Source organism: Nocardia sp. 348MFTsu5.1, assembly GCF_000383535.1.
Taxonomy (GTDB): Bacteria; Actinomycetota; Actinomycetes; order Mycobacteriales; family Mycobacteriaceae; genus Williamsia; species Williamsia faeni.
Genome location: NZ_KB911511.1, coordinates 155,503 through 169,549, shown reverse-complemented (window position 1 = coordinate 169,549; position 14,047 = coordinate 155,503). Strand labels below are relative to the sequence as shown.

General features: G+C 60.6%; 7 protein-coding genes. 3 read left to right on the top strand and 4 right to left on the bottom strand.

Annotated elements, in window-relative coordinates:
- Positions 1-263: 263 nt before the first annotated feature.
- From H290_RS30130 to H290_RS0107130, 3 genes are read right to left on the bottom strand one after another with little or no spacing between them, the layout of a single operon-like run.
- Positions 264-863 (bottom strand): hypothetical protein, encoded by a 600-nt coding sequence (locus tag H290_RS30130; RefSeq protein WP_020106098.1) that lies wholly within the window; start codon positions 861-863, stop codon positions 264-266.
- A gap of 44 nt (positions 864-907) precedes the next feature.
- Positions 908-3,028 carry a UvrD-helicase domain-containing protein gene (locus H290_RS0107135; protein ID WP_051121916.1) on the bottom strand — a complete coding sequence of 707 codons (2,121 nt, stop codon included), beginning with the start codon at positions 3,026-3,028 and terminating at the stop codon, positions 908-910.
- A 1-nt stretch (position 3,029) separates the two neighbouring features.
- Positions 3,030-3,884, bottom strand: coding sequence for a hypothetical protein (locus H290_RS0107130; RefSeq protein ID WP_155976735.1), 855 nt, complete (start codon positions 3,882-3,884; stop codon positions 3,030-3,032).
- Between the two features lie 314 nt (positions 3,885-4,198).
- Between H290_RS0107130 and H290_RS0107125 the strand changes: the two genes are divergently transcribed.
- From H290_RS0107125 to H290_RS0107110, 3 genes are all read left to right on the top strand, one after another.
- A complete protein-coding gene (locus H290_RS0107125; protein ID WP_081631511.1) occupies positions 4,199-5,029 on the top strand; it encodes a hypothetical protein in 831 nt (276 codons plus the stop codon).
- Between the two features lie 873 nt (positions 5,030-5,902).
- Positions 5,903-7,657 carry a hypothetical protein gene (locus tag H290_RS0107115; RefSeq protein ID WP_231373529.1) on the top strand — a complete coding sequence of 585 codons (1,755 nt, stop codon included), beginning with the start codon at positions 5,903-5,905 and terminating at the stop codon, positions 7,655-7,657.
- 491 nt (positions 7,658-8,148) lie between these two features.
- On the top strand, positions 8,149-10,401 hold the full coding sequence (locus H290_RS0107110) for a hypothetical protein (protein ID WP_155976734.1): 2,253 nt from the start codon (positions 8,149-8,151) through the stop codon (positions 10,399-10,401).
- Between the two features lie 1,506 nt (positions 10,402-11,907).
- On the opposite strand, the gene H290_RS0107095 is transcribed toward H290_RS0107110, so the two are convergent.
- Positions 11,908-13,941, bottom strand: a complete 2,034-nt coding sequence (locus H290_RS0107095; protein WP_020106089.1) for a pentapeptide repeat-containing protein — start codon at positions 13,939-13,941, stop codon at positions 11,908-11,910.
- Between the last annotated feature and the right edge of the window lie 106 nt (positions 13,942-14,047).

The window sequence follows — 14,047 nt, the reverse complement described above, 5'->3', positions numbered from 1 at the left end:
TCAGTGGTCGGGTGGACTAGCTGCGCAGACGACCTCGGGGTCGTGGCGGTTGGTGGCCAGCAACCGTTTGGCGGCATCGATTTTGAATGTTTGGTGGGGCCCGGCCCCACAACTAAGCGTTTGATCGGGCCCCAATCGTGTGTGCTTGGTTCCAGGTCGCCTGCCGGTCTGCAGTTCACCGCCAAGTTGCGGTATGGGACTAAGCCGATTGAGCCAGAGCGAAATTCGGGAGAGCGCTGGAATCCGCTCGAATCGACTGCGGCCTATCCGATTAGAAGGTCGGCGAGTGCGGTGCTGTGCGCCCTCACCCGGCCTCCGGCTAGTTTTAGGGTCCGGAGCCGATTGACGAGCACCACAGCGGATTGCTTCCAAGGAATCGCGTTGAGGGCCGCTACAGAAGCTGGGTTGGTGGCATCCCAATAGATGCGAAGTCCATCGTCTTTGGCGGAATTGAACTTGACGTCCGGGTCGTAGTCGAGTAGCGGGTTTTCGTCGATTAGCTCCTCGACGCTTCGGCCGGTTGCGTCTAGGAAGTGTGTTCGTGCGACGTATACGCATCCGAACAGCTTCCGTCGGTTCAGGTCCGCGGCATCCAGTACTACCATGTATGCCGTCTCCATAGGTCCGACGTTGAGGGTGAATGGTCGAAATTCTTTGCCATCTGCTGTCATTCGGGTTTGAGGAACAACGCTGATACTCCAATGTTGCGTCACATCTTGCGCGCCGTCAGTGAGTGCATTGCGGCCGTAGTCGGTCAGGAAGTCGTTCACGGGGTCGAATTCCGGCATTGCCGAAAGCTTGTCGAATCGTTCTGCGGGTGAAAGTGCATTCCACTCGACCTTGGTGAGTATGCGGGTGGTCATTATTCGGCCTCCTGAAGCAGTCGGGTTGGCGGAGTGCCTGCGGGTCATTCGGTCGGTATGAACGGGCTGCGTTCACCCGTCCAGGTCACTACCAGGTCTTCGCGAGCACGCGTGCAGGCAACGAAAAGTAGCTGACGTTCTCGCTGCATGTCGAATGCATGTGTCTGCTTGTCCTCGGATTCCGGAGTGATTGACGCCTGCAAAGGCATTCGGGTCGCATCGACACCAACCACTGCAAGACAGCGGAACTCGAGTCCTTTGAGACTGTGCATGGTCGCGACTGCAACTGCCGTCGTCAGGTCGGCCAACTTGCGGGCCTTGATGTCGCGGGCAGACATCGCTTCGATGACCTTCACGATCTGTGCCCGCTCGCGGACAGCGATCGCGAGCTGACGTGGCTCAATGTCACTTTCGATCCACAGCGCAACGGTTTCGGCCATGTAGTCGAATTCGGCTGTTGTGCTGTCGAACTCGCGCACAGTCGGTTGGTAACCATGGAACGCTGACCGGTAGCCACGCACGGTGTCGCGTCCGAGGTCGAGGTCGTCGACGGGGTCGTGGCCCAGGAGTGTCAGGGCCCAGCGCAGAATCTCTGCTGAAGTTCGGTGGTTGAGGGTGAGGTGGCGTGACCGACCGGCAATGCTGATCCCGAGGGAACGCAGGCTCGCGCGGTGATTGTAAATGCGCTGGTGCGCGTCGCCTGCGATGAAGATGTTGTCTGGGACGTCGGGTACCGCGGCCTTCAAGAGACGCCAGTGATCGGGGGTGAGGTCTTGGGCCTCGTCGATGATGACGTAGCGGTAGTGCTTCTTTTCGTCAGCATTAAGGAGCCGAACAGCTTCACGACGCAGGGTGTCGAACGTCCAGGAATGATTTTCCTTGAGGTACGCCTCGAAGCGGCAGACGGCGGACCACACTTGCTTACGCTGGTTCGCCCCAAGCCGTTGGCCTCGGCCGAGGCGGCGCGCTGCGAGGTATTGCTCCTCGGTTGACACCTGCTGGGCGAGAACGACATCGGTGAACTCGTCATTGAGGAACGCCGGTGAGAAGGTGAGCTCCAAATCGCGGATGATGCGCCGCCAGATGTTGCTGTGCTGGATCAGAAGCTGGTGAGGATCTCCGTCCAGTTCGCCGTGCGTTGCTACGAAGACACGTCGTGCGAAGCTGTCTACGGTCCGTACCTTGATGCGACGCCTGACGTTGGAATCCCCGACGAGAAGATCAACACTGGTCTCCATCGCATCGGCGAGCGCTTTGTTATACGTCGTTAGCAGCACGTATCCGTCGCCGCGCTCGGCCATCCGGCGCGCGCGATGCACGCAGACAACGGTTTTACCCGTTCCTGGGCCACCCGTGATGCGGGCGGGGCCTCGGAAGTCGGCATCGACGGCACTCCGCTGCGATGGATGCAGGTAGGTGCGCCAAAGGTCGAACGGCGCGTCCAGGATTCGCTCGAGTTCGTCGTCACTGCTGACCACGCGGACTTGGTCGTCGCTGCGCTCGATTGCTGCATCGAGTTCGTCTTCGCCCGCATCAGTGCCTTCGCGATGGGACTCTGCGTCCGAGATAATCTCGGCCGGTGTCATCCCAGCGGCCAGACTGTCGAGCACGTCCCACTGTCCGGGCGGTATCGCGTCTCGCACATCGTCGAGTCCGGCGAGGTCTCCGATCGATCGGGCAGACTCTGCGACTTGCTCGTCGATCCCAAGTTGTTGATATTCGTCGTGGGTTAGCGCGTCGAACAGCGGAACCGCATTCGGAGCGCTTTGCAGCGATACGCCGTCGACTAGTACGCGAAGGGACGTCGGATCCCAGATTTCCAGTCTGCCGGTGAGAACGGAGATGTCGATGCGTGTTCGTCGTGCCCATTCGTACGCGTCATCGTGGGGAAGCACTTTGACCAAGGTGTAACGCCGGCCATGTTCCGGTGCAATGACGATCGCTCGCACGGACTTCGTGACGCGCACCGAGCGGAGGCGATCGTTGGCAGCGCCATTGATCTTCTCGAGGTGAGATCCGCTGAGTTCCGCGACGCGAAACTTGCGAAACGTGTCCTTCACCCTGTCTTGTACAGGCTTCTCCAGACGCGCGAAGTCCTTGATGAAGTCCTTGTGCACTGCGAGCTCACGGGTCGGCACACCTGCGACGTCGATCGAGGGCGGCACGCTACCGCCCTCCCGAACGAGCCACCCCGACCGCCGCTCTGAGCGTCGGCAGTACTACCCGATTGAGGTAGGTATCGGAGGGTTCGGTCCACTGATAGCTTGTTGCTCGCGGATGTGAGAAGTGCGCGAAGAGGACACCCGTGTGGTCGATCCTGGCCGATTCGAGCGGCAATCCATCGACGACTGGGGTGGTGGTGGGAAGCGATGCCTTGATCTCTGGCCAGAGAGGTCGCCCTTGGATGACCACGAGTGTCGGCTGGAGGATCGAGATCGTCGCCCGCAGATGCGTCGAACAATTGGCTGTCATCCGGGCGACTCCGGCTGATTCACGCCCGCCGGCCCGTTTAGTTGCCGAGCACAATCGGGCATTGATCAGTGCGTAGCACCGAAGCAGGTGGACGGGATCGCTTCCGGCAATTGGTACCTGTTCGCTGGTGGTGTCCAGTCCGAGTCCAGCTGCGTATCGGAGTGCAAGTAGCACTCCTTTCATGTGTGGGTTCCGTGTCGGTGAGTCGCGCGGAATCGCCAGATTGTGGTGGGCACTTCGGGTTTCGCGGCTGACGCGCCGTGGTGGTTCGTTTCCGACCATGCTGGTACCGCTCAACTCCATACCGACGAACAGCATTCGCCATGGCACTCCGTCGACGGCGAGGTCGTAGTGTTCGCCGATGTAGCCGAGTTGACCTTCGTAAAAGGCGCAGCCAGAGTTGGCGGCCCGCGCTGCCCGCCAGCAGTCACGGCCCGAACTGCACATGAAATCGCCGCTGGTCGACAGCACATTCGCGCCCATGTACTCGTCATAGGCCACAATCCGTCGTGCAGTTTGAGCTGGATCAGACGCATAGGCGTGAACCATGTAGTCAGGTTCTCAGACCGAGACACTCTCAGGCGGCCGAGTGAGCGGATTTCCATCGAACGAATTTGCGTGGAACCAGGTCGATACCCGCACCGGATCCGCCAGAGAAGCAGTTCTGTCGCACCGCTGTGCTGTAATCCTGCTGTGAATGCCGTCGTACTGGTGCTGGGCGTGATAATGACGCTGATTGTTTTGGGTCTGCTTCTGGTCCTCGTGAAGAGGCGAAACGCAGGTCGCGACGCGCGGTTCGCGCCACGTTTCCCGAAGGACCAGCAAGTCGTGCGCCCAAGGTTCCAAAGCCGCCGCTGGAGGTTTTGGCATCCGAACGCGAGGCAGGTAACCGACGTCGTAGGGACTCTGCCGGTCAGATTCAAAAGGTTATCGAGGCCAGCGTCGGCGTCGAAGACCGGATTGACGACGGGCTGTTCTACGGACATGTGGTGCAGGCCTTGGACACTTGGCGCGGAGTAGATTTCACCATGCGGAACCGAGCCGTCGGGCGGGGGTGGATTCCTTTCGTCGGTAAGCCCGAACATGATGAGACTCCCGAAGCCCAGGCCTCACGCCTTGAGCGGAACTACCGTCTGAACGGCGAAGAAAAAGATGCGCTGGAAGTGATGCGGCTACATCCGGTAGGTCGGATCGCTTTCGTCGCGGGCCTCGTTGCGGCGCGCATCTACCGTTTTCCTGCGTGGAAGAACTCGTTCTTCGACGAGCATGCCGTCAGGGTCGATCTTGTAGGCGAAACTGAGCAGATCGTCACTACTGCAGTCGAACTGCGCGACCAAAGGGCGGTCCTCGGGCCGCAACCAACGGGTGCGCTGCGTGATGACCCGGACATTGTGGGTGTTTACGTCGAGAAAGCGCGAATACTCGACCGCCGGGCGGACGCGTTGATGGACCGATTGACTGCGTTCGATGACTATCGCAAAGTTGTCGCCGACATCCAAAAGATGGTGGACAAGCAGGCCTGGCTTCACCGGGTCAGCGACATCGACGACTTCGAGCACGAGGTGCGCGCCAATACCGATCTGCATAAGGCGGACAGCATGCGCGCGACAACCGCAGAATCAGCGTTGCTGTCCAGCGTCTACCTCTCGTCGCTGGAACCGCTTACAGCCAGATTGACTGTCACGGAAGCGTAGTCGGGATGGATAGTGCGATCCATTTCGATTCACGAACCCAATAATGAGGCGCGTGGACACCGCTAATATCGAACCTGTGTAGTGGGAACATTATCGCGCAGAACAGCTCTCACGATTCGAGGAGAAACGATGAGAAGTGACGAACTGATAGTGCCCCTTCAGCCTGTCGATAGGAACTTCGATGAGCGACGTTGCGGTACATATCTGGCGCCTGCTCGATGGTGACGCCGACGAACGTCTCCATGCACCCCAACAGCCAGCGAGCCCAATTATTGCGAGCCTACGTGTCCGTCTCGTTCGCGGTGAGCCAGATGGATCAAGGCCTTACAGACGAGGAAGCTGCACAGAGGGCCGGGGTGAACATGCAGTCGTGCTGGTGGAAGCGGTGCTCAGAACTGCGCGAGCGAGCGCTCATCGAGTGGTATCAGTTCGACTATGGGAACGGTCACGGCGCCTGCGCCTCGCGAGTATCCCTCGCTGGGGGACGACGGCGGCTATCCCGCATCACCCCGGCGGGGCTCAGCTGGTGTGTCGAGCACCCCGCCGATACTGAAGCTCGGAGCAGCCACCCCTCGGACCGAACCCCCAGCGAGTGGCTCAACTACTATCAGCGAGACAATCACCGACTTCGGAAGGTCTTATTCGACATCCTGTATATGGCTGAGAACAATCCGAACAACCGGTTGGCCAGCGATATCCTTGCCCTTTACGAAAAGACTTTGCACGACGATTGACACGCTGTACCCACGAACGGGCGACTCCGAGGCCCCCGACCCGACTCGAGTTCAGGCGTTCCGGTCGATATCGCCCGACGTGGCGCCGATCATGGAAATGATTGCGACCGGGACGTCTGATTCGAATGGGGAGGGCCGCGTGACCACATCACATTCCAAGAAGACCGAACCCCGGTTGGTCTGGGGGTGGGAACATACGGGTCCGGTGTGGGGCGCCAAGGCCTACCCGCCCATGTCCGGCCAAGACCACCTCGGTCTGGGATCAGTCAGCTCCGACCGCATCCTCCCGACGTTGTCCCCCGGCATTAATGTGTTGACCGTCCATCCGCGGTACTGGTCGTTCTATTCGTTTGTACTCGATGAATTCTGGTCACGACATCTACCGCGCACCCGGGCGGCATTCCGAGATTTCTACCGCCCCCGGGAAGCGCTGTTCTCGATGGCATGCCACGTGTGTGACACCAAGGAACACGCCACCGTGGGGGGCAATGTCATCGGCTCACGGCGAGTGTCACCGCTTGCCGCGGGAAACTCCTTCGATCCCGCCTTCGACTACATCAAAGAACCATTGGGCGGGTACTCGCTGTACCGATCCGCCATGGAGACCACGGGGATCCTTGTCATCGCCACACCCGCCAACGGTTTCGCATTCGATGCACTCACCCCAACGGGCCGCGCGCTGGCCGCCGCCTACCGCGATGCGATTTCCTCAACGGAGCTGTGGCGAAACCATCTCAGCGGCACTCTCGATGAGTCCGTCTCCCGAGGGGTCCTGGTCGACTTCGCACGCAGTGGTTGCCTGTGCCGGCTCCGAGCAGCGAAGAACTACGATCTTCCGTTGCTGCAGGACCTGTTCACCCATGCGGGAACTCCGGCGCAATCCGCGGCCCGACGCCAGACACTCCGACTGCTGCTCGATCTGAGCCAAACCGGGCAGGAGGACGGCATCAGCGAGCCCGCGTTTCGGGAGTTGATCTATTTTCGGCAGGTCGACGGAGTGAGCTACCAGGCTCAGGCAGACATCGCGGGCGTTGCACGACGATGGCGGCTGTATCAGGCGCGTGAGTACTTCGCGTTTGCGTTCAACCGACTACTCGGCTGGCTCGTGCGGCGTGGTGCACACGAATCCGACGACGGAATGATGGTGTTGCCATTGACCAAGATCTGGGAATTGGTGGACGACGCACTGGACAACCACGACTTCGCGAAACAGAGGCGGATGGGCAATGTTCGAGTGCGCTCAACCACACCGGCCATACGGTTTGCCGAATTGTTGGCCTCACGAGTGGACCTGGAGCCGGGTGTGGACGACGTGTGGCCACCACACCAAACCCTCGACGAGCTAGCACTCTTCCAATGGTGCTCAAATGACACCGACGACGCGGAGACACTCGTCGCGATGCTTGCGCTGGTACTGCTGATCCACCGCAGAATCGGCACGCTGGGCCGGATCCAGGATCTGGGTGAAGACGCACATCTGCTTGCCGAAGGCCGCGGCCTGCGGATCGGGATGTTGCGGTTCTTCGAGCAGCTCACCAAACGACTGATGACCAAGGCGACACTGTCCGATCTTGCTCGGTGGCTGATCCACGATTTCGTCATCGTTCAGCATGAGCGAGTAGCGACTGCGAAACTCCCCGACGACACCTTCCGACTCCGTCGCGTGGGTGACAGCGTGCAGTTCTTTCCCCACCAAGAGGCCGGCGCAGTGCTGAACAACAGCAGGTACGGCGCGTTGAGCACGACCGCCCACGAGCTGGGTCTTGTGTCGAGCCTGCGAGATCCGCAACGCCGGTTGACCGTCGCGGGCCGTCGGCTGCTCAGGAAGGGTGATCTGCCCGCGGGCGCGTTGGCGGCAGCGGCGGAGCCCTTCGCACAACAGTTGGAGCTGTGACGATGGCGGCCGATGTGCATTCGCCTCGATCGATCACTCTCCCGGATCTCCTGCAGGGCGAGTGGACCTCGGTAGTCGTGTTGACCTATGGCGCGAACCTGTCATTTTTCGAGTCGCGACTATTGGGTCAGCTCACGCAGATTCCCCTTCGGGTGGTCTTGGCGGACCACGATCGTCTGGCGGCGCGCCTTCAGGAAGCGGCCGACACCGGCCAACGGCTACGCAAGGCCAACCGCACATACCTCACCGGACCGGTCCGTCACTCCCGGGCGGCACACGCGAAGGCAATACTCCTGAGCAGCGCGACAGGAGGTCTGCTCGTCGTCGGATCCGGCAATCTCAGTCAAGACGGATACGCTTCATCGGGCGAGCTTTGGCACGTCTTCGCCTACACCGACCAACGCCGTCAACATCTACCCGAGTTCGTGACCCTGCGAGGCTTGATCGACGGCCTCGCGAAGCGCAGCGCACTCGACCCACCGACATCGCAGATGCTGAAGGCGGTCTGGTCCGGCGCCGCGTGGCTGCCCAAATCCACTGAGATGCAAGGGTCTGTCCGGCACAACCTGGATGTTTCGCTCATCGACCAGCTCGCCGCGAAGGTCCCTTGGAAGGTCAACCGGATGACCGTATACGCGCCGTTTCACGATCCCGATTGTGCGGCGTTGTCCGGGCTGATCGAGCGGTTCAAACCGCGGCGGCTGCGCGTTCTTATCGCCCGGGACACTTCGGTCGACGCCGACCGCCTGATCGCAGCTTTATCGAAAACGCAAAAATCGGAATGTTTGCAGGTCAACGTTCGTGACGATCCCGGAATTTACCTGCACGCCAAGTGGGTTCATCTGGAAGGGGCGAAGCAGGAAGCCCTCCTCACCGGCTCTGCGAACCTGTCGCGTTCGGCGCTGCTCAGCCCTGCTGCACTTGGAAATGTCGAGTTGTGTGTTATCAGTCTCGGGGTTCGAAGAGTGTACGACCATCTCTACGCACCGCTGGACCTGTCTGCGATCGATAACCTTCACGAATTTGGAGTGGAGTTCAATTCCGAGCCAGAGCGGGCGCAGGACTCAACAGGTCCTATCCTCCTGTGGAGCCAGCTCGATGGCACCACGCTCACCTTGATGTTTGACCGGCCCGTCAGCCCCAAGGTCCCTCTGGCACTGGCCGGTACTGACGGTGGCCCTCTCACCGTGACCAGGATCAGGGCAAAAGGCACTGCCCTCGTGGCATCGCTGCACGCCAACGACGCCGTAGTCCTCGCCGAGGGAGGCCCCATCCGGGTGTCCCTGGACGGCGAGGAGTCCGATTCCGCGGTCACCTGGCCATACCACTTGGATTTGTTATTGGGACGCCTCGAGCGCGCGACGAACCGGGATCTGCTGCCACAGATCGGAACTCTGCCCGACGGTGATGCGGAACTCTTTGGGCTACTTCAACAACTCGAGGCGACCCTGATCTTTGACCCGGTTTCCGCGTGGCGCGTGGCCAAACCGGAAGCTCGAGACGATTCAAATAATACGGACGAGCCCTCGCTCGGGTGGGAAGAACTCGACTGGGATCGAATCCGGCGAGATCCCCGGTACGGGGCCTACCAATTCCGCGGCCGGGGGCACTCGTCAGCCCCGACCGACATCGAGGTAATTCTCGCGGCGATCTCCGGAAAACTGGGTGAACTCGGCCCGTCCCTCTCTTCGACAACAGTGACACCGCCGCCCGACACTGAGGAGACTCTCGCAGACCCAGGAGATAGCACCGCCACCGCCGAAGAAGATCCCGACGACGACGACTTCGATGACGAGTCGCTGCGACGCCGACGCCCTATCAGCACAAAAACCCGAATGGCGTTCAACCGCTTGGTAACCCGGTACACCAACGCCACAGCTGACAAGTCCTTCATGGAGAAACTTGGTCCAGTCGTAGCTGTGAAGAATGCCGCGATCTTCAACCACGTGCTTCTGCAACTGCTGGCCCGAGACATAGTTGATCCGGAGAAGGCGCTCAACGCTCAGATCGTCGTGTGGCAACTTCTGTGGGGGCGCGCCGGCGAGCCCGGACTCCTGGACCAGCTCGAGGGAGAAGAGCTCAAAGCGGCTGTCCGCGTGCTTGAGGAGACCCGAACCCGAATAACGACACTGCAGGCCCTCTCACACGACGTTGCGTATGACATGTCACCCGAATTGCGGGCCGAGTTCCGGGGGGTTGTCACTCAGCTCATCGTCGATCCGACGTTTGCTCTCGACGCAGCGCTGATCAGGGAGACGGAGCCCGACCCCGACCAGGCGAACGGACTCCTGCTCAACCTCGAAGAACTTGCTATGTGGCTGAGCCGACGCGAGATTGCGAATTCTGTCCTCGAACCGCTCAGAGCCACTTACCACGATGTGGATTGGGGAAATGGGGTCGTTCTCCGCACCGATGGGGAAACGGGTGAGAAGTACGATTATGACGTCGAGACCTTGGTGGTCACGCGTGCCCTAGACCGCCTCGACCATGACGACATTCGGGGCGCGCTGGAGCGCTTCGCGGTTGCAACCTATCTCGCAGGCGAAGCGAAGGACTACTGGCGGATCAGGTTCGCCGGGAACGCAAGCGACGTCGGGTACTGGGACGGGGCGTTGGGTAAGGGCCTGACGGATGTGGATGGCCGCGACCAGGACCTCGAGGATTTCGATCCGAAGTGGCCGGAATGGCTGAATCGGCTGGAGGAACTCCAAACGGCGACGGGGCACCGCGCGGTGTCCGCGTAGGAGAAAATTCGAGAATCACCGTCAGGTGGTCTGAGATTCCCCCGAGAACCGGACAGTGGTTACGCGGTCAGTAGGGGCCGCATCCAGCGAACTTCTCGTGCTCGACGGGACTGAGCATCCCGATCAGGGAATATCGACCCCGATCGTCGAAGAAGTCATCCAACTATTAACTGCAGCAACGAGTTCAGCCATTGTGACGGACGTGTGCAGGAAGTTTTTCTATGCCTGGCGGCCAAGGGAAGGGTCACGGCCGCGGTATCGGTTCGATCATCCCGGCGCTGATTCCTCGGCCCGGTTCACGGCGCCGAGTTGCTTCAGTATGGCGAATCCCTGAATCGTCACGAATATCGACCGGGCGACGGAAACGCTCGTGACGGGTTGTCGAGGTTCGCGTCCGGGACCCCACGCCATGAGCACAAATCGGCGGCCGACGGGTGATATCGAGGTGGTTCGACAAGTCTGGGCAGATTCATGGCCGACGGTGGGGACTTTCGTGCCTGCCTACCGGCAGTTCTTCATGCCCGCGAACACAGGTGCCGCGGTGCAGTTCGAGTGTTAGTTACGTGCTCGGTATGTCAGGCATGTGACGCCGTGCGTGTCACCCCATTCTTTGGCCTTCTTGGTATATCCACTGAGAGAGAAGAAGATTGCCTTCTTCTCTTCCGCGTGAGCTATACCGCTTAAGCGTTGGATTTCCTGAAGCCGGACTTATGCTGCATGGTGCTTCACCTGGGCGATTGCACCTGAGGAGATCACGTCGATTCCTCCATCTCCGCCTGACGGCGTCTTGTGAGCATCGGGGTACCCGTTCCTGCGCATCCAGTCTTCCGCGAAGTCTTCGGCGTCTTGCCATGTGCGGAGCGGTCGTCCGCTGGTCCGTGGTGGAGATGTTGGAGCGAAACCCTGTGTTGGTATGTCCTGACGTGCGCTCGCAGGCGCCGAGGAAGGCTGCGTAGCAGCGGGTCGGAGGGGATCATGAAGGTTCAACTGTGACTGAGCCCGAAACAGCACCGGGCGGAACGCGGTCGCTTTTAGGGCATCATCTTTCTGGTTGTGCCAGACCTCGATCCGTAGCCTGTTGGCCAAGTACCACTGTCCGAGCCCCAGCTCGCGATCGTCAAGATGACGGGCGGCGGCAGAGTCCCTGAATCGACTTTCGTGGCTGAAACCTTTGACGGGCTGTACGCATAGTCGGCACCCGGCTTTGGCCGTCCGATACCAAAGCTCCACCGCAATAGCCGCAGAAAAACAGCTTCGCCACGCAGAGACTCTATCTCTACGAACCATGCCGGGGATGCGAGTCTAAGGAACCAAATGCCGCCGATCAGGCGCGCGACAACCGTCGGTGCGCTCACCGCGAACTCGACGGTCGCCACGACCTCGGAGCCGGCGAGCTGACCCAACAATTGGTTGACCGTGGTGCCTCAATCGATGCCAGAGGAGATCGAACACAGAAGCTCTCCCACCGCTGCCGCCCCAAGTCGTGTCGTCGCTAAAGACAGGCAGTCAGCGTTTCACTCGCGCCCGAACGGCAAGGGCGGCAAGCGCAAAGAGCACTGGCGTCGCGATTCGCACGATGAGGTCGATGGCGGTGCCAAGGCCAGTCGTCGTGACGGTCGCAGTGCCAGCCGGTCGCAGCAGCACGGTTGCATCACGGATGACGAACGTCAGCGCGTCCCAATAGTCCAATTGCTCCCGAAGCGCAGTGGCCCTAGGCGGCCGGGCAGCGGTGGTTGCGCGATCAGTACCCGTAAGCACCCAGGCCGCCAACCCAAACATCATGACGAGGGCGACGATCGTCCTCCAGGCGCGCAGTCCGTACCCGCTGATGAGCCAATAGGCAGTGAGCAGCCAACGTTCTACAGACAGCCGGCGGCTGCCCCGGCGTCGCATTTCCATTTCCCCGTAGTAAAAGTCGGCGGCGCCAGGTTCGTCTTTGGCGTCTTCGAGACTCTTGCGTAGCTCGCGGTACGCCGTGGCAACGAGGTGCTCATCGACCTGCTCGTCCGGGTCGTGCTCACGTCGGGGCCGGCGAACGGCACCTTCTTCAAAGATGACTGTCCGACGCGTCCACAGGATCGCCGGCACGTGAGACTTTGCGTCTCGGGCGAGATGGTCTCTGCTGGTTTCAAAGGCAGTGGTGTTATCGACCCTCAGCCTGTCCAGTCCGTGGGCGGAGGTCAACCGGCACTTCGCGAGTGATACTCGCGCGACAGACAGGTTGGATACGTCTGACTGTTGCAGGGACTGGATATGAGTGTGGCTGTCAGCCAAAGTATGTCGGGCCCACTGGAGCGTCGCTTCGAACCGTTCCATCTGCTTAGCCATACGCTCTTGCTCCAACGCAACTAACTTTCCTGCCCTGTCGTCCTGAGACACTTCGCTGGACGTGGTGGGTGGGTTTGGGTCGCGCTGTGTGAGGGGGTCGGTGTCGGCTGCCATTGTTTGCCGTGGGTCGCCTTGCTCCACGAGGCAATGGTCGCCGAAGTCTGTTCCGGTGAAGTCAACTCCTTCACAAGTCAGCACAATAATGTTCGAGCCGACGAAGCTTGTGTACTGGGCTGTGACGTGGCGGGCGGCTAATTGAACTGAGATCCCTGTCGATGAGATCGCGGAGCGGCTGAGGTCGATGGTGTGGCAGATCATGCTATCGGTGCGCAACGACTTCTCGATTGTGCAGCGAATGATGCGGAGCGTTTGTGCGGTGGCGAAGCTGAGGTTCAGGGTGTTGAAGGTCGTCTCGGCAAACAGGCAACCTGCCGGGAACCTACATCGATCAAAGTGGGCGTCGGCGAAAAACGTTGCGCCCGTATAATCCGGCTCCAGTAGGAAGGTCGAGCGTCCGAAGATGGCGTCCTTGTTGAACTTGGCGTCAGTAAAATTGCTGTGGCCCGCGAACAGCGCGTCGAAATGTGCGATCCGCGTGAAGTTGGCTCCGGCGAAGACTGCGTTGGCGGCGAACGTGCAGTTCCCAAAGAAACCGCCTCTATCGAACTGGGTCTCCGCAAACCATGCCCCCTCAGCGAAGTGGGCGCTATGGAACTCGGCATCGGACTGGAACGTCGTCTGCGAGAAGTACGCATCGTGGTCGAAGGCCGCGCCGCTGAAGTCGTTGCGGTTGAGCGTCGTCCCACTGAAGGCGACTACCCGGTGGAAGCGAGCGTCTGCGAAGTTGCTTTCGGCGAGTGTCGAGTCAGTGAATCGTACGGATCCTGTGAACGTCGCTCTGTCGCAGCGGAGCTGTTGAGGGAACTCACATTCGTAGAAGTTGACTGTACGTAGCTGGGTCGCGGATAGATCGAGCGCGTTGACGATTACGGCCCCGGCAAGAGTCACACTCAACTGAGCGTCGACCAGTAGGTGGCGCAAGACCGCCGCGCGGACTGTCCGCTCAAGATCGGTGCGGGCGGGCTGCGGCGAGGCTGGCGTGGATGTGGCCAGTTGCGCAGCGCTCGGCGCCCGCAGATCGCATGTTTCGCCGGCAATGGCGGCATCCCAGAGTCTCTGTTCTGCGGGTGTGAGGTCTGCCGGGGCTGTCATCCGTCAAGTATGTCTTTCACCCCGGTCCCGCTCTTCCGAGGTCGGTCAGGACGACCTCTGGACCGTCAACCGGAGGTGTTCTGCGCCCCGCTGAAAAGATGCCAGT